Origin of the sequence: Planococcus ruber (assembly GCF_022819085.1) — a bacterium.
GTDB classification, from domain to species: Bacteria; Bacillota; Bacilli; order Bacillales_A; family Planococcaceae; genus Planococcus; species Planococcus ruber.
Genome location: NZ_JALHAG010000001.1, coordinates 1286919 through 1310691, shown reverse-complemented (window position 1 = coordinate 1310691; position 23773 = coordinate 1286919). Strand labels below are relative to the sequence as shown.

Here is a 23773-nt window from a genome sequence, read left to right as displayed (position 1 = left end):
CAGGGAGAATGTAAGCGCTTCGTAAATTTTCTGTAATCATTCAAACTATTTACCCTTCAAGATTATTAAATTGTTAATATATTCTATATTTTAATCATTTTTAATCATTTATTGTACATATATTCGATGATTTCATTTTCTTCTAATTTCTTATATGTCTTATTTAATTATATTTTAAATTGAATAATGGATGGCTACTAAGAGGTCTTTCATCTTTCAACCATTAAAAAGCCCCGCAAAAAACTCTCTGCAGGACTCTCTCCATCTCAGCTCGCATCCCAAATCGACGCTGCCCATTCCGGGTGGTCGACAAATGGATTGCGGTTGCCTTGAATGTCTTGAATTTTTTCGTTGCGCTGGCGTTCCCAATCGCTGACTGGATCCTGCTCATGCCATTCAAGTAAAACAGACAATTTCCCATGGTACGGCGCTGATCCGTTGTTCAATAGTTCGTTCAGCTCCAAATCCACTGCGTCGCCCGGTTCGTAGCGAACGGCCATGTAAAATAGCATGCGCGCTACATCGCCTTTCACTCTATCCGGTGGCTCAAACGAATTCGCTGTTCGCAGACAGCCGTCACAGCCGCTCACTTTACTGCCGCCGTAGTCAAAGTCAAGATTCCCGCGAGCCCCGTTCACTTGTACATCTGTCGGACGCAAATGATGGATATCCGTTCCTGCGCCGCGCGATGTTCCAAAATCTCCGTGCGACTTCGCCCACGTGTGTTCCCTGTTCCAGTCGCCGACATTGCCGCCGTTCAATGATTTCGAACGTGATTCACCGGTATAAAGAAGGATGACATTATTCGGATTGTTCGGATCTTCATCCGTCACTTTTAACGCATCCCATACTGCCGAATAGCTCAGCTGGTCGTGATCGTCGATGATTGCATGCAACTCATCTTTCAATGCATCGCCGCTCAAACCTGTAGCTGTTTCGTAGTAGCTTCCCGTTGCTGGAACTTCTTCTGTCACCGTTACTGAGAACGATTGCGTGATGCTCTTCTGGCCATCGGTCGCCGTCACACCGATAATATGGGAACCAGCCGGCAGATCCACTGTCAAGATAGTTCCTGCTACACTGCCTTTAGTGGAAGTAAAGGCGAGATTTTCCCCTTCCGGATCCGCGAAGTATTCCGTTAAATCATATTGCAAACTTTTCCCACTCTTCACTTGTTCATTGGCAAATGCTTTCAGCATGACCGGCGCTTTGTTCTCGGCCGGCAAATGAGGCGAATTCATCGGCTGACCGGCTGCGTCGTAAAATTCGATCGCTTCGTAATCTGCTCCGTTGGTAAACTCGATGTCCTTGACGTTTTCTGCCCCTCTAACTTGAGAAACTTTCGGGCCATCAACCACCACTTTAGCCACTTCGATTCCTTTAAAATCAAAAATGGATTCTGCCCTAGCCGGACTCAATACCACTTTCACATTTTGAAAGCCAATTCCGTGAAATTCAGCGTATTTTCCTTTCAAATAGACCGCATCAGAAATCGCTGTCTTACCCTCGAGCGTCAACGATACGCTCGGCTGGCCAATATTCAATTTCTTCTTGTTTAAGTTTTTATAATGAAGGAACTTTTGAGGTTCGATCGGTTCTATCCCTGGTGCCGGTTCAGGATCTGGCGTTGGTTCCGGTTCTGGCTCAGGTTCTGGAGCCGGTGTTTCACCGAAGCCCGTCATGGTATGCGCTCCAAGGTGCTCGAACGTATCTGCCGGATAAGCGATCCATTCGTCCGCAGGATTGAATGCATCGTCCACAATGCGATCGCCCGCTTGAATCTCGGTTTTGCGGACCAGCGTGACATCTTTCGCATTTTCAATGCGCGTGCCCACTTGGCCAAAAGAATCGATTGGTGTGCCGTCTTTCCTCAGCACTAAAGCATCATCGCCATTAAAATTGATAACATTATTATTTTGTAATTGCCCTTTGCTCTTGATGCCTTCAGCTGCCTGGCCATTGTAGATGACCACCGTCTCTCCACTAGCCACCGTTCCGGATAAATCCATCTCGCTTTGCACCGTCGTGCTGCCATTTGCATACAAAGCTAACGAGTAACTGCTTAAATCGATAGCATTTCCTGTGCCATTATAAATTTCAATCGCTTTGTTCATGCTGCTGCCTTCAACGTACTCCGAGATAAAAAGATCGCTTGCCGTTGTCGCTGCTTGAACCGGTGATTGTGCTGTTGGCATCCACAATCCTGCCGCCAACCCGATCGACAATAAGACTTTCACAGGCTTGCTCCATTTTCTTTTGGCCATTTGTGCTGTTCCTCCTCTGTTCTTCATATTCCTATTTCCCCCACATCCCACCAAAAAAATATTGTAAATTATTTACTTATAATAAAGTAAATTTACAATTTTAACTATTCTCTACTTACGACTTTAACTAACTACAATTCTTACGTCAACGCTATTTAGAAACTATTACATGAACTTAATAAAAGCAAAAGCCTATAATGAGAAACGGCAGCTCTACTCTGCACAAATTTATTTCATTTTTTCTGTCCCCAATACTCTCGTAAAAAACAAAAGCTCCACTGCCTAATTTTCGGCAATGGAGCTTTTCCAACTTTTATTTATTCTAATTAGGGTACAAGGAACAGGGATTTAATCGACCATTTCTTCTAAAAAGAACTCCCCTTTATGCGTTCCGCCAATGAGGACCTCTTGGCCGAGAACAGAAGAAACGATTTTGAAATGAGATGAATCAATAACTACCGCTGTTGCTGGCACCTTGGCTTTTGAAAGCTGACTATTGATTGTAGTGACCATATTAGAGATAGCAGCGAATTTTGTGGTCAAATTAATTGTAGCTGTTTTTTCGCCAACACTGACGGTAAACGAACGATTTTTAGAAGCATCCAAATCTTTTCCGGCACTGTAGTTCTGTTCAAAAAAATAATTCCAGTCCGGCCCTTCCAATCGAATCGTCGACGCGCTGCCGGACAAATATGAGTTGATTGAAAATGTGTCATTAAAACCGTAAGAATTCACTGTACGATTCATAAGCCCATTTACGCCTAATTTCGCATAGAAATAATCTTGAATCGCGCTATCCACTACGCCGCCCATTGACTGGCCTCGCGTAAAGTCCGTTGAAAGCTTCCAATATATGTTGACAGGTATTCGGTGCTCTCCAGCCACAATCACAAAACTCTTTGGATTCCCTGTAAAGTCACCCACAGTGACAGGCTTGCTGCTCAACGACGCACTAGTTGCTTGGGACGTTGAGTAGTCGAAGTTCGAAATGGATTTGCTGTTAACGAATAACGGCAATTCTTCAACCGCCACTTCAACTGAAAACGCTTGGCCGGCAAAGTCGATATCTGTTTGATCGTCCCATTTCGCTGCAAATGTATAAGACCCAGCTGCCTGATGATTATAGCCATCCACATCTGTCCATTCGGCTACTGTCAGTTCTCTTGTTTTGCCGCTCGCAAGCACTACTTGTATTTTTTGCGGCAATAAGCTTTCATATGCAGCGGGTGCCGTATTCGTGCTTCCTGCTTTGATTGTGTCAATGGCAGTAAAACCAGTGATGCTGTATTTAAGAGAATCCAGTGCATTTGCAACGGCTTCTGCTTTACTGTTCACTTCTGCGTTGGTCGTTTCCGCAAGGCGAAGTGCAGCTTTCAGCACATTTACGCTGCTGGCAGAATAGTGAGCTTCCTCGATATCAGCTGCTCTGTTTTTGGCCATATCCAATTTTGCTTGATCCGCAAAAACAAGTTGGTCAATGGCTTGCCGAATCATCGCTGTTTTCGCTTTTACTTCATTGTTGCTCTGGAGCTGCTGAATGGTTAAAGCCGAAGCCAACTGCTGATAGCTCTCTTCCGTATAGTCAGCTTCAACATACAGTTTCGCATCCAGCATCGCTGCTTCTAAAGCCGCTTGGCCAGCAAATACAAGGCCTGTTATCGCTGTGTTGATCGCATCAGCCTTTGCTTTTGTTTGGGCTTCTGTAGTCGGCTTCGGCAGCTCCAATGCCTCTTCTAAATTACTGTAAGTAGAGCTCGTAAAGTCCGCACCCAAGTAGTTAGATGCAGTTGCTATTGCTGTATCCAATGCGGCTTGGCTTGCAAATACCAATTGGGAAATGGCTGAATCGATGGCATTCTTCTGTTGTTTTACTGCCGCATTGCTCGTTGGAACAGGCAAATTCAAAGCGGCCGTCAATTCTCCATAGCTCATTGACGTATAATCGCCTGTTTTGTAGGTTTGGGCTCTTTCAATCGCAGCGTCTAAACTGTCTTGGTCCGCAAATACCAATTTTGAAATGGCACTGGCAATTTGATCGGCTTTCGCTTTCACTTCTTCATTGCTAGAAGGCTTCGAGATCGCCAAAGCATCGCTTACCTTTTTATAACTTCCATCTGTATAATCAGCTGCAGTCAACGACGCTGCTTTTAATTCAAGTCGGTTTAACTTGTCCTGGTCTGCAAATATTAATTGAGCAATCGCACTGGCAATTTGGTTAGCCTTTGCTTTTACTTCTTCGTTGCTGGAAGGCTTTGAGATTGCTAAAGCATCGCTTACCTTTTCATAACTTTCGACTGTATAGTCTGCTTCAATCAATGACGCTGCTTTTAATTCAATTTGGTTTAACTTATCCTGGTCCGCAAATATCAATTGCGCAATGGCACTGGCAATTTGATTCGCCTTCGCTTTTACTTCTTGATTGCTAGTAGGAGCAGGAATCATCAAAGCACCGCTTACCTTTTCATAGCTGTCAGCGGTATAATCTGCTTCAACCAAAGCCCCTGCTTCCAGTGCAATTTCATTTAATTTGCCTTGATCTGCAAATACCAGTTCAGAAATAGCCTGGTGAATCACCGCTATTTTGTTTAATACTTCTTGATTGCTTTGCGGCTTTTTCAAAACGATAGCCAGTTCCAATTCATTAAAACTAGCTGCCGTGAAATCAACCGCTACGTAAGTTTCTGCCTTTCTTAACGCTGCATCTAAATCCTGCTGATTCTTGAAAATCAGTCCTGCCATCGCTGTTTGGATCGCTTCCGCTTTTTCCTTGGCCAATTGGTTGCTTGTCGGCAACGGTAGATTAAGAGCTTCTTCGACCTCAGCAAAACTTGCTAACGTATAGTCTTTTTTTGCTAATGCTGTTGCAGAATTGATTGCCTCGTCCAATGTTTTCTGGCTTTCAAACACAAGCGCTGAAAGAGCTAAAGAAACCGCTTCTACTTTCGCTATCGCTTCCTGGTTGCTGTGTGGCTGCGCCAAACCGGCCGCTTCTTTTACGCGCTGATAGCTCGCTGCCGCGTAATCTGCTTCTTTTAACGCGTCCGCTTTTGCCACAGCGAGGTCCAGATCAGCCTGCGCTGCAAATACCAGTTGGGCAACTGCCTCATTGACCTTCGCTGCTTTTTCAATTGCCTCGCCAAAAGTTGCTGGCACGGCTATTTCTTTTGCTGCTGTCAACTTTTCAAAGCTTTTCACGGTATAATCTTCAGCTGCAATTAAACGGGTAAACCGGATGATTCGGTCACTGATATAACTTGCCGCATTCTTTTCTATTCCCTGGATCAACATCTGATTAGATTCGGACACTTTTTCTTCTTCCAATAATTCCAGTTCTGTCTCCCAGTCTTTAAAGACTTCTTTTATCGGTGATTCCAGTTTATCCAATGGCAAGTCTAAATCGACCAATTGATAAAACGGAAGGCTTGCTGCCTCAATAAAGCTTTTATGGAAGGCATCGACAGGTGCTTTGCTTACATAATACTGGACTTGCCCCGGCTTAATAAGTGAACTTGAATGGGCAGGCGCGTTCCCGCTGACACTGCCTTTTCCTTCCACTGCCCAAATCGTTGGCGTTCCAGTAGTTTCCTGTGTATTGATGATTGATCCGGACACTTTCAATTCTGAGTTGAAGAGTGTTGCATCCGACCCTTTCGATACTTCAATCCCACCGAACTCATTTCCTTCTACTGTCGTTGTACCTGTCAATTCAACAGTTGAGCCGTTGACTAACAAAGCTGCATCAGCGCCGGTTCCTGTAAAATTATGCAATAGCACATCCTTCGCTCCATAAACTTGAAGGGCATAAGTTCCTTCCCACCCGTTAACGTCTGCCATTTTTACATTTAAATCAAAGACTTTCGCTTGATCTGCCAAAATGACAATTCCGCTTCTTTCACCGGTTTGTGCCGTGTTTAAACGATTGGTGAACTGGAGCTTAAACCCTCGTCCATTCAGGTTCACTGTACGATTGATTTTAATCTGCTCGGTTAACCCCTCAATATTTTGAGTTAAGTTGATGGTTTTGATTCGCTCTGCAGCTAATGCCGCTTCCAGCTCTTCGAGATTTTTCACGTAAGCTGTCGTAATGATGCCTGGACTGCCTGGATTCTCAGTATTCATTTCTACCAACTTACCAAAAGAATCTTTAACGATAATGCCTTGAAGCGCTTCCAGTATATCGATTTTCCCTTTAAAGTTATCGATTGTAGCCCCGTTTGCTTTAAAGATCATTTTCTTCACTGAAGATTGTTCACCGACATTGACTCTTGCAGCTTGATTTACGGTTACCAAATTGATTGAACCGATTAATGCCACTTTCCCTGTTGTGTCTAGCGCCAATTCGTCTAATACGATGCCATTTTCTACATTAGCAAAACTTGCGCCATCGATGTCTCTAATTACGACTGAATGCAAGATTCCTCTGTTGTAAAACGTACTTGCTTTGACATTAACAATCGTGGTTAGCCCAGTAATTTCAACGTTTTCTCCGACAGTGAAATCAGCATTGGGTACGTTGACAGTTAAATTCCCGGCTAACTTGCCGCTTTTTATAGACGACGTTAAAAAGAAATCCGAGTTTGCATTATTTTCATAGCTTATATTTCCGGTCAATACCTGCCCATTTAAATCTAATTTTACATTTCGTTTAATGATAAGGTCTTTAGATAAAACGATACTTTCTGCCAATAAAATATGTTGGATGTCTGTATTTTTTAAAGCGGCTTGCAATTCCAGTTCGTTTTTCACTATGGCAGAAGACGGTGCTGCATTTTCCAATTTCGATAGTTTATGAAGGAAAATAGCAAATTCACCGCGTGTGATGGCTTGAGTAGTGCCAAATGAAGTTTTCGTTTTTCCAGAAGTGATTTCAGTTGCTACTAGTGCAGCAACTGAGTCTGCGTACCGTGAAGATACATCAGTGAAAGTCATTTTAGTTTTTTCACCCTTCAGGTTAAACGCTTTTGCCAGCATGATGGCCGCTTCGCCGCGCGTAATTTCTTGATCCGAAGCAAAAGTAGTAGCGGTTTTGCCATTAACAATGCCAGCTGCTTTCAATGCATCCACATAGTTTTTTGCACGTTTCGGCACATCTGTAAATCCAGAATCAGCAGGTGCATTTACATCTAGCTTCAGTGCTTTTGCGACCATTACTGCTACATCTGCACGCTTAATTGGTTGGGCTGTCCCAAAACTAGTAGCAGTAATTCCTTGAGCAATCTGGTTTTCAGTTAAATAGTTGATTGCTTCATCGTAGCGGTTTGATACATCTGAATAAGGTGCTGCATAAGCAGGTACAACAGCTGTTGCGACTAGTGAAGCCGTAATTGCTGCAGCTGCAAATTTGCGGTGTGAATTTGATAAATAGGCCATTATGATGGTTCCCCCGTATTCTCTCTAAATGTTTAACAGCCGCCCATACAGATGTATTTACCAAAATAAACCACAAAATTACAAGTTAAAGGTTACAAAGTCATAAATACACTTATATAATTGGTGCTATATTCTCATGTTAGCAATATTATTGTAAATTTCAATACATTTTATAATTTTTTTATTATATTTCCAATAATTGTGTTATATTTGTAAATGTTTGTCAGTAATTTTTCCTATCTTTTACAATTTGAAAAAGCCTCTCAGCTTAGAAGCTGAGAGGCTTTTATCTGAATTCATATTTTATCGTTCGCAAGCGATATTGTCTTTATCGCGGTCGCTTTTCTTGTTAGCATCATATAAAGCTTGAGAAACGAACGGTTTATACTTCGATTTTCCGCCTTTATTTGTCGCTTTTGAAGAACGGGCAATACCGCCTGCATAGACCTTGTTGATCTCTTTGCAGTTCGCATACGTCTTCACTTTCGCCCCTGCTGCATCTGCCGGCATTGGTGCTGCACTGAAAGTAAAGCTAAGTGCCACCATCGCAGACAAAACTGCAAAACTAAGTTTTTTCATTGTAATTTCCCCTCTCCCTTTGTGCTGGTTTTCCAATAACAATTTCCAAGTGGTTTATGCCATCCAAATATTGTTAACTTAAATATTGTAGCAGGTATTTATTCTTACGACTATAAATCTATATATATTTTTCTTCATAACAAAAGTTTTATTAAGTTAACAAGATAATTCAGCCTTAAGACTTTATTTAGGATCTATCGTTCAGACCTCCCTTTCCTCCTTTTTCTTGCTTTTGCTCCATTCAATTATGACTCTTTTTACTTCTTCCAAACATGCAAAAGCCAAATCTTGAAACCGTTAAGGTTTCTGAATGTGGCTCATTTTTGGAGTACTAGTCCAATTTCAGAACAATTATTTGCATCTGACCGTCCATAACTGCAAATAAAAACTTCGCCATAAGGCGAAGCTTAGTCTCTTATAATGTTTTAAATTCCTCTTTCATCATTCGGTACAGTGGCTTTATATGTGCCATATCCATCTGTTTCAATAGTGAAAACCATATTACTTGGAGCGCCATTCGGAATACCGATTCGGTTTGTTTCGATTATATAACCAAAACCATTTTCAGACTCCGAAAGTTTCGGAATTTCTAGTCTTGATTCCTCACTTGAACCATTAGAAGCTTCGGACCCTAAGAAATAATAATAGATCCCAGTAATTGAATCTGACCATTCAAATTTTTCTCCCACTACAATATAATCATATGCACTCTCTCCGCGTTCAAAAGCAAGTTGTGTTACTTTTTCGCTATTCTTGTCTTATACCTTCTCTATCTTTCGGTTTTATAACAAGCCTACACCGCACGAGCGACTTTCATCGCATACGGCGTGCAATCTGCAATATTCTTTTACTAACTTATTCCCTAAAGTTATAATACTTTAACTGATATAAAAAGTATATATTTATTTTCGTATTAATTTATGTAAAGAACAGGAAAAAATTATATCAATTAATTACTCTTTTTAGCCGATGCGAACAGTATCTTTTTCATAAGAAAACCCCACCAATTGGCGGGGTTTTCGATGTTGTTGAAATTAGTAAGTCGTTCTCACAGTATTGGATTCAATTTCTTTGCCTTCATCTGTACCGACCAATTTGAAATCATAAGAGGTTCCAGACGTTAACCCTCCTACACGTACAGCAGTGCTGGTTTCGGTCAATGTAGTAGTTCCAGTGTAATTCTCTCCCGGACCATCAAAAACGGAGGTAATTGTTGAATCCAGCCATGTTTCCCCACCATCAGAGGATTGTTGTACTTTCAAAGTATCAGCACCTGTAACTGCACTAAACCGAAAAGTTAATTCTCCTTCTCCTTTGTAACCGCCTACTCTGAAATCATTCACTGCTACTATAGTTTCGTTTGGTTCGCTATTCTTGTCTTATACCTTCTCTATCTTTCGGTTTTATAACAAGCCTACACCGCACAAGCGACTTTCATCGCATACGGCGTGCCATCTATGACAATTCCCTTAAAAATTTTCCCTACAAATATAATACTCTATAATCCTATTCAAGTATATAACTTTTTCGCGGGACTATTTATCTACTCTAAAGATAGTTAAAAACTTAATCTTTTATTCCTTTTAGCCCTAAATACGTTTGGATAAATTCTTTTAAAAAAAGTTATAAAGGTTACATATATATTAGGCAAATCAATTTGTACTTGTTCAATCTTTGTCAAATTTATGTTTTTTAAATCTATAAAATTCACATTTATATAGTGCTTCTTTTTATTTTCTGTTATTTCACATTTTAAGTAGAAAGAAATTGAAGTCTTTACTATTTTTTCATCAGAGTTATTTGAACAATTCATTTTTCAGTATAAAAGTATTTTGAAGATACCAAAAAAAGTCCACCACATTGAGTGATGGACCTTAAAAATTAATATTTGAAACAAATTATAGGGAAATAAGTTTCAGAAAGCATCACAGACTGGGTTTCTTCGCTCCTATCGGTTTTCTCCTCTTCTACCATTACTGATAAAATACAATCGGCCGATCATCAACACTACTATAAACCCGCTGCCATTCTGCAAGGTTCACTGGTGCTAACACACCTCTTCTAGCAGAACTTCAAACGTTCCATTTAATTGATCCCTCTTTTTAATTGCCTTAGGCTTCCACTATCCAGGAATAAGAACGTAAAGATTAACAGTTCGAATTAGCCAAACGCTGCTTATTATTTCAAATAAACAGATCAGTTATGAGCTCCTAGCTTACCTTCGCATAAATGATTACCTCACCCTGCCTACATGGATTCGTTATCCTAGCCATAGCCATTTTTTAAAGAGCCCCGCCTCGTTTATGAGTACGACTTCACCTGACTTCGCCCTTTTGGAATGTTAGTTCCGCACCGGACGCAGGAGGATTAGGCTGCTGATTTTGAACTGTTTTCAGCAATCGGAACTTCCCCGATTAATTCAATTAAACAGTTAGAAAATCAGCCCCTAATTAAAGGGACTGATTTTCCACTCATTTCATTTCGGTTGAAATTTATAGAGTAACGTTTCGTTTAGTTTTGTTGAGAAGCTGGGATTACAGCTGATCCTGAAACTGAAACTGTTCCAGCTGCTGCTGCATTTCTTGAAATTGAATCATCAGTGATTGCTACTAATGGGTTAGTATCAGCGTTTTGTGGAACGATCGATACTGTAGCAGCTTGAATTGCATTGATTGGAGCTGCAGTAGTTAAGATAACGTTATCGCCATCAACTGTTGCGCCTGTTACTGCAATTGCAGTTCCGTTAACTAGTACTGAGAAATCATCAGTTACGTTGTTAGCTGTATTAAGAGTTACACCTTCACTGAAAGTCAATTCAATACGGTTAGTAGTTGCATCACCTTGTGCTTGTACAGCGTAGCGAGCAGATACTAATCTTGGTGCAACGTTATCACGCAAAGTGATGTTTTGTGTGTAGTTAGCTTTAGGAGTCGCTGCAGCATTTGCTACGATAGTTTCTCCTTGAGCAGTCTTAACGTTTTGTGAAATTTCAAATTTGTAAGCTGCATCGTCAACTACTGTGAAAGTAGATGGTAAACGAAGTTCAACTACGTTTTTGCTTCCAGCAAATACTGCTACTGTTCCAGCAGGTAGTGGAGCATTATCTAAAGTGTAGTTAGAAACTGTCAATGCTGAATCAGTTACTTCTTCACCGTAGTTTACGCTAATTACATTATTAGAAGGTACAGATACTGAACCTGCAGCCAATGTTTGGTATCTAGCTGGAGCTTCGCTTACTGCTGTAGCAGTTAAAGCTGCATTATAGTTAGCTTCTGCATCTCTAAGTGCATTTGCCGGGAATGCAATGCTGTACGTTCCAGCTTGTGCTGCACCAGCAATCGTCAATTCAACTGCAGATGTAGTTGCTGTTGGCCCTTGAACAACTCGGACACCGCTTGCTACTACTTCAACGCCTGCAGGAGTTGTTACTCTAACTGTAGGTGCTCCGTTCAAAGCAACTAGTTCATTGAATGGAACAGTGATCACAGTAGATGAAACTTCGTTAGCTGTAACTGTTTCAACAGTGTTTAGTGAGTTGTTCAACAACGCTGGTGCAGTTGTGTCTCTAGTTAAAGTTACATTTCCTGTGAACGGGTTACCAACTAAAGTAACGGCATCGCGGTAGTTAGAAACTGTTACAGAAAGATTTACTGATGATTGGTTAGCTGAGTAAAGTGGGTTTAAAGGTGTATTTCCTTCAAAACCAGTTTCAGTATCAACAGTTACATAATACTGAGTGTTGCCAGTGCCTGGTACTACTGTTACATCTGTAGTGTATTCTGTTGAACCTTTAAGCACTTTAAGAGTTGGAGCTGTTACTGCTTCGCTGAAAGTAACTTTGAAAGTATCAGAATCAACAGCAGTAATTGATTGAGTTGTTGGAGCTGTTACGTCATCAGATACATTGTAAGTAGTGCTCAAAGTGCCTGCTTCATTTCCAGCAACATCTTCAAGACCAACTAATGTAAGTGAATGTGTACCTTTATTTAATAGAGCTAATCCGTTAGCAGGAACAGCATAAGTGTATGATCCTGCATCGTTAGAAACTGCAGTAGCACCAGCAAGGCTTACTTGAGTTCCATCTACGCGCAATACTGTTTGATTAGCAACAAAGTTTACTTGCTCATCAAAAGTTAGAAGTAAATTAGTTCCAGCTACACTTACATTTGCAAGTTTAGGTGCAACTGTGTCTCCTTCAAATAGGAATGATTCTTCGTAGTCTTTGATGATTTGGTAGTCAGTAGTAATTACGTTGTTTACAGTAACATCGTAAGTTGTTTTATCCACTAATGCACCTGGTGCAAAGCGAACGATTACTGATTTACCGCCTTCTTGCAATTCAATATCAGTAGGAACGATATTAGCTTGTTGTGATGGCGCTGCTGCATCAAACTCATAGTTAGCGATTGTTTCAGCTGAAGTTTCTAAAACTTCTTTGTTGAAAGTTACTAAAACTTCAGTAGCGTTAAGTGCTTTTACATTAGCTGCTACAGGAGCTTCTTCACCAACAATGTATTCTTCCAAAGCGTAAAGGAAGCGAGCGAAGTCTCCACGTTTGATGTTGTTAGCAGTACCGAATTGAGTAGCTGAAATACCGTTAGTTACATCGTTAGCAACTAGAGCAGCTACTGCAGAAAGGTAACGATCGTTTACATCAGTGAATTTAACGTTTGCATTGTTTCCTTTTAATTTGAAAGCGTTAGTAAGCATGATTGCTGCTTCACCGCGAGTGATTGAATCGTTGAAACCGAAGTTTGTAGCTGATTTACCGTTAACAACGCCAGCTGCTTTCAAAGAGTTGATAGCTAGAACGCCACGAGTTGGTACGTCAGAGAATCCTGAAGTAGGTGCATCTTTATCGTTAATACCAGCTGCATTAGCGATCATGATAGCTGCGTCTCCACGTTTGATTTGAGCGCTAACTCCGAATTGAGTTTCGTTCAAACCTTTAGCAATGTTGTTGTTTACTACGAAATCAACAGCTGCTTGGTATTGCTGAGCAACGTCAGTGAATGCTGCAGGTTTTACTTCTGCTGCGAAAGCTGCAGGTACTACTGCTGTTGCTACTAATGTAGCTGTCGCTGCAGTTGCAACGAATTTTTTGTAAGACTTTGGTTGGTAAGCCATGTGTGTAATTCCTCCCTGTTTTAGGTGTTAATGTGGTAAATGATGAGTATTGGTTAACCCAATTTAATTATACTGATAAAAGCTCTTCCCTGCCACTATATCCTAAATTAATATGACTAAAGTCTAAAAGTTAGTATTGCGAATAAGTAGGCAGTTAGCAAGAGATTATCAGAAAATTAAACTCTAACTTAGTTTAACAAAGATATTAAAGATTTCAACTGATAAATTAAAAATGTATCCTAAAAATTACACTTTATTGTAAAAAAGAGTCTATAGTATTACAAAAAATACAGAATCTCGAAGCTTTTCGTGTGATTTAGGGGTTTTTCGCCTATCAATCTGGAAAATCTCCTCTCTCACTAATGTTTAATTATACACAAAAACTAAATTCATATTCATAAATTGTTGTTAATATTTTATTGTTCCAATTCCATGGTTAAGGGTCAGAATGCTTACATCAGATTATTATGAAAATTATTTATCATTCAGATAAAATATTGATTTATTATTCGTTTTTAAATAAATACCATAGTTCGAAACGTTTAGTTCTTTCATAATTTCAGGATTTCTTAATTTTTTCCATTCGTGACTAAAGAGGTGTTGTGAAAAACTAGAGATATTTTCCTTTTCTTCGTGAAATGGCTGAGAACTTCTCTTCTATCCTTTATAATAGGAAGGGCTATTCATTTAGGAGGATATAATGATTACAAAGATTACAAAACTCAATTTCTGGCTTTGGATTCCACTCGTCATCGGATTCTTTCTCCGGTTAGCGATTCTTGTTTACTATGGACCCGGCCTTTCTTTAAACAGCGACGATTACTTCTACATCGACAGCGCGAAGTTTTTACTGGAAGAAGGCAAACTGGTCTACGTTGACCATTCGGAGCCGACTGTGCACATCATGCCCGGCCTTCCGTTCTTGGTTGCTAGCGTGTTTTTCTTTTTCGGCACAGGAACTGTCGGTCTCGCCGCAGCTAAAGTTGCCATGATCTTGATCGGCTGCCTGAGCATCTTTGGCATTTACAAAATCGGAGAACGTTTGTTCAGCCCACTAGCCGGTTCTGTTGCGGCGTTGATCCTCGCGCTTTATGTACCGATTGCAGTGACGGATAATTTGATCGCTACAGAATCGCCGGTTACTGCCGCTTTCATCTTCTTCGTTTATTTCTCGCTGCGTCTCGCGAACACGCATTCGATGAAAGATTTTTACTGGGTCATCGGCTTGTATTTGTTCATGCTGATGTTCCGCCCGACAATTGCGCTGTTCCCGGTTATTTTGCTCGTGTATTTAGTATTGAAGAAATATCCTGTCAAGATTGCGCTGAAACAGTTTGGCATTGCCGCTGTTTTGCTGCTGCTTGTGATGGGGCCGTGGTGGGCGCGCAATTACATCGCCTATGACGCATTTATCCCGCTCTCTGGCGGCGCAGGCAATCCAACTTTGCTCGGTACCTATCAAGGACACGGCTATAAATACGGGCCGCCTTTCGACGTTGTCGTGCAGCAGCTAGTCGATGAGCATCCGGAAGCCAGCCGCTACGAACAGAATATTTACCAGATGGAAGTGGCAAAAGAGCGGATCCAAATGATGCGTGAGCATAATCCTGACTGGTTCTGGGAAACGTATACGACAGCCAAGCTGCGCATCCAGTGGGAAGAGCCTTTCTATTGGCTGCAAGTGTTGAGCATTGAAAAAGAGACGATGCGCTCCGCCTATCTCGCGTTGTTCTGGACCGGACTCGCCTCTCTTCTGCTGATGTTCGCTGTCAAAGCGCGGATCTGGAAAGAATGGCTGTTCATTGTCCTGTTCATCTTGTACTTCACGGTGATGAATAACCTATACCTGGCTTACCCAAGATATAACCAGCCGCTCCTGCCGTATTTCTTCCTGGCAATCGGCGGCATGGCCCATGTATTGGTGAACTTTGTTAATCGAAAGAAAATAAAAGAAGCTGAGTTGGAGAATCGTTTATAGCGATTCTCCGTCAGCTTCTTTTTTTGTATGAGATAATATTCCGCAAAACAGCTCCGCTAAAAAGATATGCTCCTGCATCGCTACGCTAGCTTCGTCGCAAAGACTTGGCCTTGCAAGCCACGGCCAATGTCTTTCCTGCGGGCTTGCGCCGAAGCGTCTTATTAGTATTACTTCTTTAGTTCAACTTATATAGACAAAAAATCCGCATCAGAAATTCTGATGCGGATTTTTATTAGCTCTTCGATTTAATTAAATTCTCTTTCACGACCAGCATCGCAAGGATGGCTGCCAAGTAAATCGATACGGCCGGTGCTGTCAGCACGTGGCCCGCTGTATAGGCAATGCCGATGCCAAGCAGGAAGCCGACGCCGTAAAGCACGTAGAAGTACGTGAAATGCGTTTTCAGGTTGCGGATAAAGTGGAGCAAGTATTTGCCGGCGAAGTAAACAAACGGCGCCATCAAGTAGATGAATCCGATAAATCCGAACGAATAAAACCAATCATGGAAATCCATTTCGATCATTTTCGGTGTTTTGCCTGGAAGCTGCGGCTCATAGTTTCCGGCAAAGCCCATACCGAATAGTTGCTGTGAAATCGGTGAACTGTAGAAATCGTCTTTCATAACTTCTTTATACTTTTCACGCGAACTGAAAATCAAATTTTGTACTTGATCGTTTGTAATTACCGGTTCTTCTTGTTCTTCAAACCCTTCGTCACCTTCGACAAGCTCTCCTTCTCCTGGTCGCTCTACAGCTTCACCGAAGTTAAGGCCAAATGATTCTAAGTGCGCAAACATATTGCCAAATACTGGTGTGAATGGTGTTACTACCACTAAAACCACTGTCAAGACTGCTGAAATCAATAAGTTTGATTTTACATTGGCTGTCTTTTTCTTCATAAAGAACAGCATGATCAAACTGCCGATTAAGACGGATAAGAGCACAATGAGGATGCCGCCATAGCCGACTTTCGTGCCAAGCGCTAACATGCCAAGCGACAGCAGGACGAACGGGATCCAAGCCCATGGCTTCTTCCAGGAATTGGTCTTTTCTGCTCCGTAAAGCGCCATGATCGGCAATACGATGGCCATGATGGCTCCGATTTCATTGCCCGCATAGAACCAGCCGGTGAAGCCGACTTTCGTATGCGAGTAGTTTGAAAGGCTTGTTCCGGTGATTTGCGCTACGACGAACACAATTCCGATAACCATGCCCGAAAGCCAGAAAAACTTCGTCGTTTTGCCGGAAATGTCGTAATCGCGAGCTTTCAACTCACGGTAAACGATCATTAATCCAAGCAAGACAATATGGAAATAAATTACTTTATTGAAAAATTTAAGCTCTTGGAACAAATAATACGGATCTTTGACTTGCAGGTTGACCAGGACATTGGCTGCGAGCAATACCGCTAATCCAACCAAATAAATCGTAAAGATCCGGCTGATCTTGCTTTTCTTTGAAGCCCATAGAAGGACAAGGAGCAAAGCGACCATATAAGCGGCGCGGATTAGCACTCCCACTGTTATGCTGGTGTCCACAACGAAAATGGACGCGGTCGTCAGAACATCAATGACTGGCTGCAGGGCGATAAAAGCCACTAGGAGCATAAGAATTTTTTTATAATTCATGGTTGGGAATCCTCTTTCATTTTTTTAACCGAAGCTCGTGAAAAATCGCTGAAAGTTTCGATTGAATCGTTTTTTGTTCGTACTGTTGAGCGGTTTGATAAGCGGCTTGGCCGACTTGCTGCTTTTGTTCAGGCGTAAGCGCGTTATAGGCGGCTAAGCCCCTTGCCAAATCCTGCGGGTTGCCGGGTTCGAAAAGCCAGCCGTTTTCGTTTTCTTTCGTGTAATCCAAAATTCCGCCGATGCGGCTCGCGAGAATCGGGGTGCCGCAAGCCATCGCTTCCAGGCCGACAAGCCCTAAGCTCTCCCCTTTTCGGGTGGTCGGGAAAATGAAAAGGTCGATGATATTGTAAATCGCAGCAAGATCTGCATGCTTCATCAATGGGAAATGCACCACTGATTCTTCCAATCCAAGGCGTTTGCGGAGTTCGAAAAATGCGGCGTCGTCTTTGCCGGAGCCGACCATGATCAAGCGGGTCTTGGCTCTTTCTTCCGGATGTTCGTTCAAAAAAGCGGCGAACCCGTTCAATAGGTGGTCCCAGCCTTTTCCGACGTCCATGCGGCCGACATAGCCGAAATAGCGGAAATTCGGATCGAGTTTATACATCGCCATCAATTCGGCGTTATTTTCTTTGTTCGGGTAGAACACAGCCGCGTTGACGCCGCCGGAAGGGAAAATCCGGATCGGTGTGCGGACCTGGTATTTTTCTTTGACGAGTTTTTCGTAGTAATGGGAAGGTGTAATGATCATTGTGGATTGGCCCAGCAGTTTTTTGACGTTCGGCTGGAATTTCTCCTGCGAAGCCACTTCCGGCACCACGTCACTGCCGTGGACATTGGTGACAATGCGTACGGATGGCTTGAGTTTTTTTAAAACCAATAAAGGCAATGCGTTATGGGCAGCGTAATGCACATAGATCGCATCATACTTGCCGCTCATCCCTTTCCGGACCACGTTCGCGTAATGCTGTGCATAGCCGAGCGCTTTTTGCGCCTTGCCGGTCTTTTTCGTCAGCACCGCTCTGTCGATGCTGAATCCCTCGTCTTTCAAAATGGCTTCCGTATTTTGGACGAAAACGCCATAGCTAGGAAATGCCTCAGAAGGATACATATTCGATACCAATAAAATCTTCAAACTGTCCCTTCCCTTCCTGTTCGTGAATGTGTTTTTATGAGTGCAAATTATAGGTAGTAAGAGATATTCCGCAAAACAGCTCCGCTTTCCAGCGGGCTTGCGCCGAACTAACTTTGGCTAAACGCCAAAGTGGATTTCGGCACTTCGCTATCCCGCGGGAGTCTCCGCTGTTTTGCTCCATATCTAAATGAATATTTCTTTTGATTTATAACTTACTTAGCGCCGCCGCGCCTATGGGCTAGACGAAGCAATAAGACAAGTGGTTTTCTTGGCTTATTGCGGGAGTCATGCCCTAAGCGGCGAAGCGACTATAGAAACGACTCTTCTATTAATTACAATCCCTCAAGCTTCGTTTTCATGAACTTGATCAAGTCTTCGCGCAGGTCTGGACGCTGCAAGGCGAATTCTAGGGTGGTTTCGACAAAGCCGAGTTTTTCCCCGACGTCGTAGCGATTGCCTTCGAAGGCGTAGCCGTAGACGTTTTGGATCGTATTCAACTGCTCGATCGCGTCAGTCAATTGGATTTCTCCGCCTGCACCGACTTTCATCTGGTCGAGGTATTTAAAGATTTCCGGCGTGAAAACGTAGCGTCCGATGATCGCCATATTAGACGGAGCTGTGCCGGCTCTTGGTTTTTCAACAAACCCTTTCGCGCGGTAAAGCTTGCCCATCCGTTCCGCTGGATTGATGATGCCGTAGCGGTATGTCTCGTTCTCCGGCACTTCCATCATTCCGATGACGGAGGATTGCTGTTCGTCGAACTGGTTGATCAATTGCTTCAATCCTGGCGTTTCCGCTTGGATGATGTCGTCGCCGAGCAGAACCGCAAACGGCTCGTCGCCGATGAATTTACGCGCTGTCCATACGGCGTGCCCTAGGCCAAGCGGCGATTTCTGGCGGATGTAATGGATATCCACTTTGCTGGAAAGCTGGACCGCGTTCAACAGCTCGAATTTCTCCGACTCCGCTAAACGCGTTTCAAGCAAGTGGGCAGAATCGAAATGGTCTTCGATGGCACGCTTGTCTTTTCCGGTCACGATGATAATGTCTTCGATGCCGGATTCAATCGCTTCTTCTACGATATACTGGATCGTCGGTTTGTCGACGATCGGCAGCATCTCTTTTGGCATGGCTTTCGTGGCAGGAAGGAAACGCGTACCAAGTCCTGCAGCGGGGATGATCGCTTTTCTGACTTTTTTCATTCGGCTTCCTCCTCTTAGTTTTTCGAATCGCCTAGCAAGTAGACGTCAAATCCTGCAGCTTCCCATTTTTCGCGGTTGATGCAGTTTTTCGTGTCGATGATGATTTTATTCGCCACATTCGTCAATGTTGTCGGATCGATGTCGCGGAATGCCTGGTGATCCGTCAATACGACCAACGCCGATGCGTCCTGGATCGCTTCATCGAAGCTTTGTGTCTGTTCCGGCAAGTTGTTGACTTTGATATGCGGATCGTGCGCCGTCAGTTTCATGCCGCGTTCGCGGAATTGCGATACGACTTCCACAGACGGACTTTCACGCATGTCGTCGATGTTGCCTTTGAATGCAAGGCCAAGAACCGCGATTTTCGGGTCTTTAATGCCTTTTGCGTTCAAGATATCCGCTGTCAGCTGCGCTGTGTAAGACGGCATGCCGTCGTTTGTTTTGCGTGCCAAGTGGATGAGTTTCGATTTTTCCGGATCCAATTCAACTAGGAACCATGGATCCACCGCGATACAGTGTCCGCCGACGCCAGGTCCTGGCGTGTGGATGTTCACGCGCGGATGGTAGTTCGCAAGCTTGATCGCTTCCCAAATATTGACATTGATTCCTTGGGCAATCATAGCGAGTTCGTTGGCAAATGCGATGTTGACGTCACGGTATGTATTTTCCATTACTTTGACGAGTTCCGCTGTTGTTGCGTCTGTTTCGTGCATCTTCCCTTCGACAAACGATGCATACAATTCAGAAGTCAGGCGTGCCGATTCTTCGTTGATGCCGCCGATGATGCGGTCGTTGGTAACGAGTTCCTGGAACACACGGCCCGGGATAACGCGTTCCGGCGAGTGGGAAACGAATAGTTCGGTTCCAATTTCAAGACCGGATTGAACAAGTTCCGGCATCATGACATCTTCCACCGTTCTTGGTGGCACAGTCGATTCCAAAATGACTAAATTGCCTTTTTTCAAGAAAGGCACAACCGAAGCCGTCGCTTTGCGAACGTATTCAAGTTCAGCCGTTTTATCTGCTTTGATCGGTGACGGAACCGCAATGATGAAGACGTCTGCTTCTTCCGGTTTCATGGAAGCTGTCAGCATGCCTCCGTCGATGGCCATGTTGAGGCGTTCCTGCAATCCGTTTTCTTCTATATGAAGCTCTTTATTTTGAATCATGGTTACCGCTTTTTCATTGACGTCTACGCCATGGACTTTGTGTCCGTGGTTCGCAAACATAACGGCTGTCGGCAAGCCGATGTAGCCAAGTCCGACAACACAGATGGATTTCTTCATTTTGACATTATCTCCTTTTATCGTGATCGCAATACTTTAAATAAGAAAACCGGCAAGTTGAGCTGGCGTTTGAAGCGGGAAGGGCTGGCGAGAAGCCTGTAAAGCCATTCGATCCCGAGTTTCCGGAATGGTGCCGGTGCGCGTTTGACGGTTCCTGAGAACACATCAAAACTGCCGCCAACCCCCTGGAATACTTGGACGTTTGGCAAGCTCTTCAAGTTTCTTCTGATCCAAAGTTCTTGTTTCGGGCTGCCGAGCGCAACGAAAAGGATTTTCGCCCCGCTTTGGTGGATGCGTGAAACAAGCGCCGCTTCGTCTTTTTCATAGCCGTTCGTGTAGCCGGCTACGCGGATATTCGGGTGCTGCGCTTGGATGTTCGCGATCGCTTTTGTAACCACTTCTTCCTTGGCGCCATAAAAATACACAGAATGGCCATCACTTTCTGCAAACTTCAGCAATCTCGCCATCATATCGACGCCGGTGACGCGCGATGTGATGCCGCCGCCTTTTATTTTTGCAGCGAGCAAAATGCCGACGCCATCCGCGATCTGGTACGTGGAAGCGTTGATCAATTCCTTCACTTTTGGATCGCGCTGGGCGCTCATCACTTTTTCCGGGTTTACCGCAATGATGGTCGACTGTTTGCCAGCCCCAATGCGGACCCTCAAATCATTTATTATACCTTCATATGACAGAGGCGAAACGTCCACCCCTAAATATTTTTCCTTCATTAGTCAAACCCTCGATTCAGTCGCTTTCAATTTTATTAGTATAGCAGATTTTTAGAGGAGTTGCACAGGCTGTTTGACAAGTGGTAGAATTTAGCGAGGACAAGGCTTGCGAGCTTTAGTTTGAGGAGGAAAATATGTGAAAATTGTACTATCTGGCTTCTATGGATTGGGCAATACGGGTGACGAAGCGATCCTGAAAGCCATTATTGATAACTTGCGTGCAGAGTTGAATAACCCAGACATTACCGTCTTTTCATTGTCACCGGAAAAAACGGCTAAAGAATACAATGTGAAATCAGTTTACCGCGCATGGCGCCGTGAAAATAAAGAAAAAGTCAAAGCGCTGCGGAGCGCCGACCTGCTGATTTCCGGCGGCGGCGGCTTGCTGCAGGATACATACCCGACGAAATTCCTGTTCGGCCCCCTTCCGTATTATTTGCTGATTGTGATGCTCGCAAAACTATGCGGAACAAAAGTGATGTTCTTTTCTCAGGGCATCGGCCCGGTCACGTCGACTTGGGGCAAGATTTTGATGAAAGTGTTTGCGAACCGCGCCGATTTCATTACCGTGCGCGACCAGTATTCGAAGGATTATTTGAAAAAGCTTGGCGTGACGCGTCCGGAAACGGTCGTGACGGCGGATATCGTGTTCGCGTTCAAAGCGGACGAAGAAGACCGTGCCTATAACTCACTGCCTTTAACAGGCAATGAAAAAATCGTCGCTGTGACCGTGCGCCCATGGTTCGACAATCCTGATTACATCGAAAAAACGGCTCGCCTGCTTGACCAGTTGATCGAGCTTCGCGGCGTGACGCCGGTATTCGTTCCAATGGAAGGAAAATACGACGTCCCCGCTTCAAACGATGTGCTATCGAAAATGAAGCATGCGGATAAAGCGATGCTGCTCGGCTCCGACTTTACGCCGAATGAGTTCTTGAACTTCATTCGCCATGCCGAACTGACGGTCGGCCTTCGCCTGCACGCGCTGATTTTCTCAGCCCTTTCAAATGTGCCGCATCTCGGCTTCAGCTACGATAAAAAAGTGGAAAGTTTCCTGAAGCGTTCGGGCATGTGGGACTATTCGTTCCGCCTGGGCGAAATCGATGAAACTAAACTGCTCGAGAATGCGTTATATCTATTAGACAACAAAGAAGCTGCGCAAGCGATCATCGAACCTAATGTCGCGACGCTTCATGCAGAAGCCATGCGCAATGTGGAATTATTGGAAGAGAACTTTGTGAAATAAAGGATCTGGAGAAAGGAAAGAATCATGAAAATTTTATTGGCAACATCTTACGACTACCCCCACCTCGGCGGTTTGTCGACCCATATGACCACGTTGAAGACGGGTCTTGAAAACTTGGGGCATACGGTTGAGACGCTTTCGTTCTCGGACGTAGCCAAATGGCGCCGCGATTTGATTGCCCGCGGGCCTTCGTTCGTTCTGAACAAAATGTCTTTAGGCGCCGGATACGTTTGGACCTTAAATCGCCGCCAAGGTTTCTTGGAAGCGATGCTGAAACAGGAGAAATACAAATCCTTCGACATCGTCAACGGCCAGGACGTCTTCGCGACGCGCGCGTCGTTGAACGCGGGGCTTCCGACGGTCACAACGGCCCACGGCTATTTGACGTATGAAGGGATTTCAAAAGGTTCGGTCGCTGAAGACAGCAAGCACAAACAGACTTTGCTGAATGTTGAGTTCAGCATGTACAAGAAAACGCGTGCCGTCATTACGGTCGATACGCGCATCAAAGAATACATCAAGCGTGAATCCGGCGTAGATGCGACGATGATCAAAAACTTCATCGATGTGGAAGACTTCAAACCGGAAGTCGAACGCCGCGCTGAATTCCGTACGAAATACAATTTGCCGCAGGATGATTTGATTTTCTTCATCCCGCGCCGATTGACGAAGAAAAACGGCGTCATCTATCCGATTCTTTCTTTCCCGCCTGTGCTCGAAAAATACCCGAATGCACGATTGGTATTTGCCGGAACGGGTGAAATGATGGATGACATGAAAGCGAAAGCGCGTGAACTCGGCATCGAAGAACGCGTGACAATGCTTGGCGCTGTTGACCATAAAGACATGATCCAATATTATGCTTTGAGCGATATCGCCCTTGTGCCGTCGATCTATTCGGCTGGCGTTGAGGAAGCGACGTCGATTTCCGCTTTGGAAGCGATGGGTTCCGGCATTCCGTTGATTGCTTGTGCCGTTGGCGGCTTGAAAGAAATCGTCGACCACGAAAAAGACGGCCTGCTTGTCGAAGAACGCAATGTGGAAGACCTGTCGAATGCCATGATCCGCTTGTTGGATGAGCCGGCGTACGGGCAGGAGCTTGCGAAAGCGGCCCGCGAAAAAATCGTCGCGGAATACTCGCATTTCGCAGCGGCTGAGAAATACGAAGCCATCTACAAAAAAGCGCTGAAGAAATAAGAACTTGAGCTTAAATACAACCGGCGGCTGACTC

General features: G+C 43.8%; 14 protein-coding genes and 1 pseudogene. 3 read left to right on the top strand and 12 right to left on the bottom strand.

Annotation, left to right across the window (positions count from 1 at the left end; translation table 11 throughout):
- Positions 1 to 266: 266 nt before the first annotated feature.
- The 7 genes and pseudogenes from MTR82_RS17145 to MTR82_RS06570 form a co-directional block, all read right to left on the bottom strand.
- Complete coding sequence (locus MTR82_RS17145; RefSeq protein WP_425023883.1) at positions 267 to 1052, bottom strand: endonuclease I family protein; 786 nt, start codon at positions 1050 to 1052, stop codon at positions 267 to 269.
- 792 nt (positions 1053 to 1844) lie between these two features.
- Positions 1845 to 2195, bottom strand: a pseudogene (locus MTR82_RS17140) (lamin tail domain-containing protein); the annotation flags it as partial.
- A 417-nt stretch (positions 2196 to 2612) separates the two neighbouring features.
- A complete protein-coding gene (locus MTR82_RS06590; RefSeq protein ID WP_246808372.1) occupies positions 2613 to 7634 on the bottom strand; it encodes an S-layer homology domain-containing protein in 5022 nt (1673 codons plus the stop codon).
- 303 nt (positions 7635 to 7937) lie between these two features.
- Entirely contained in the window at positions 7938 to 8213 is a 276-nt protein-coding gene (locus MTR82_RS06585) for an excalibur calcium-binding domain-containing protein (protein WP_246808371.1), read from the bottom strand.
- A gap of 425 nt (positions 8214 to 8638) precedes the next feature.
- A complete protein-coding gene (locus tag MTR82_RS06580; protein WP_246808370.1) occupies positions 8639 to 8902 on the bottom strand; it encodes a hypothetical protein in 264 nt (87 codons plus the stop codon).
- A 345-nt stretch (positions 8903 to 9247) separates the two neighbouring features.
- Complete coding sequence (locus MTR82_RS06575) at positions 9248 to 9475, bottom strand: hypothetical protein (protein ID WP_246808369.1); 228 nt, start codon at positions 9473 to 9475, stop codon at positions 9248 to 9250.
- A gap of 1249 nt (positions 9476 to 10724) precedes the next feature.
- Positions 10725 to 13340 carry an S-layer homology domain-containing protein gene (locus MTR82_RS06570; RefSeq protein ID WP_246808368.1) on the bottom strand — a complete coding sequence of 872 codons (2616 nt, stop codon included), beginning with the start codon at positions 13338 to 13340 and terminating at the stop codon, positions 10725 to 10727.
- Positions 13341 to 14040: 700 nt separating this feature from the next.
- Between MTR82_RS06570 and MTR82_RS06565 the strand changes: the two genes are divergently transcribed.
- Positions 14041 to 15318 carry an ArnT family glycosyltransferase gene (locus MTR82_RS06565; RefSeq protein WP_246808366.1) on the top strand — a complete coding sequence of 426 codons (1278 nt, stop codon included), beginning with the start codon at positions 14041 to 14043 and terminating at the stop codon, positions 15316 to 15318.
- A gap of 232 nt (positions 15319 to 15550) precedes the next feature.
- Here MTR82_RS06565 and MTR82_RS06560 read toward each other — a convergent pair whose 3' ends face one another.
- From MTR82_RS06560 to MTR82_RS06540, 5 genes are all read right to left on the bottom strand, one after another.
- Positions 15551 to 16945 carry an O-antigen ligase family protein gene (locus tag MTR82_RS06560; protein ID WP_246808365.1) on the bottom strand — a complete coding sequence of 465 codons (1395 nt, stop codon included), beginning with the start codon at positions 16943 to 16945 and terminating at the stop codon, positions 15551 to 15553.
- 16 nt (positions 16946 to 16961) lie between these two features.
- A complete protein-coding gene (locus tag MTR82_RS06555) occupies positions 16962 to 18077 on the bottom strand; it encodes a glycosyltransferase family 4 protein (RefSeq protein WP_246808364.1) in 1116 nt (371 codons plus the stop codon).
- 332 nt (positions 18078 to 18409) lie between these two features.
- Positions 18410 to 19279, bottom strand: a complete 870-nt coding sequence (galU, locus tag MTR82_RS06550) for a UTP--glucose-1-phosphate uridylyltransferase GalU (RefSeq protein WP_246808363.1) — start codon at positions 19277 to 19279, stop codon at positions 18410 to 18412.
- 14 nt (positions 19280 to 19293) lie between these two features.
- A complete protein-coding gene (locus MTR82_RS06545) occupies positions 19294 to 20565 on the bottom strand; it encodes a nucleotide sugar dehydrogenase (protein WP_052650729.1) in 1272 nt (423 codons plus the stop codon).
- Between the two features lie 17 nt (positions 20566 to 20582).
- Positions 20583 to 21296, bottom strand: coding sequence for a WecB/TagA/CpsF family glycosyltransferase (locus MTR82_RS06540; RefSeq protein ID WP_246808362.1), 714 nt, complete (start codon positions 21294 to 21296; stop codon positions 20583 to 20585).
- Positions 21297 to 21432: 136 nt separating this feature from the next.
- Between MTR82_RS06540 and csaB the strand changes: the two genes are divergently transcribed.
- Together csaB and MTR82_RS06530 are read left to right on the top strand one after the other, a co-directional pair.
- Complete coding sequence (gene csaB / locus MTR82_RS06535) at positions 21433 to 22542, top strand: polysaccharide pyruvyl transferase CsaB (protein ID WP_052650727.1); 1110 nt, start codon at positions 21433 to 21435, stop codon at positions 22540 to 22542.
- A gap of 24 nt (positions 22543 to 22566) precedes the next feature.
- Entirely contained in the window at positions 22567 to 23739 is a 1173-nt protein-coding gene (locus MTR82_RS06530) for a glycosyltransferase family 4 protein (protein WP_052650726.1), read from the top strand.
- The last annotated feature ends 34 nt before the right edge of the window (positions 23740 to 23773 follow it).

Coding starts and splice junctions, on each gene's coding strand:
- MTR82_RS06570 (WP_246808368.1), bottom strand. CDS start 13,340: ATGGCTTACCAACCAAAGTCTTACAAAAAATTCGTTGCAACTGCAGCG.
- MTR82_RS06585 (WP_246808371.1), bottom strand. CDS start 8,213: ATGAAAAAACTTAGTTTTGCAGTTTTGTCTGCGATGGTGGCACTTAGC.
- MTR82_RS06565 (WP_246808366.1), top strand. CDS start 14,041: ATGATTACAAAGATTACAAAACTCAATTTCTGGCTTTGGATTCCACTC.
- MTR82_RS06590 (WP_246808372.1), bottom strand. CDS start 7,634: ATGGCCTATTTATCAAATTCACACCGCAAATTTGCAGCTGCAGCAATT.
- MTR82_RS06560 (WP_246808365.1), bottom strand. CDS start 16,945: ATGAATTATAAAAAAATTCTTATGCTCCTAGTGGCTTTTATCGCCCTG.
- galU (WP_246808363.1), bottom strand. CDS start 19,279: ATGAAAAAAGTCAGAAAAGCGATCATCCCCGCTGCAGGACTTGGTACG.
- MTR82_RS06540 (WP_246808362.1), bottom strand. CDS start 21,296: ATGAAGGAAAAATATTTAGGGGTGGACGTTTCGCCTCTGTCATATGAA.
- MTR82_RS06545 (WP_052650729.1), bottom strand. CDS start 20,565: ATGAAGAAATCCATCTGTGTTGTCGGACTTGGCTACATCGGCTTGCCG.
- MTR82_RS06530 (WP_052650726.1), top strand. CDS start 22,567: ATGAAAATTTTATTGGCAACATCTTACGACTACCCCCACCTCGGCGGT.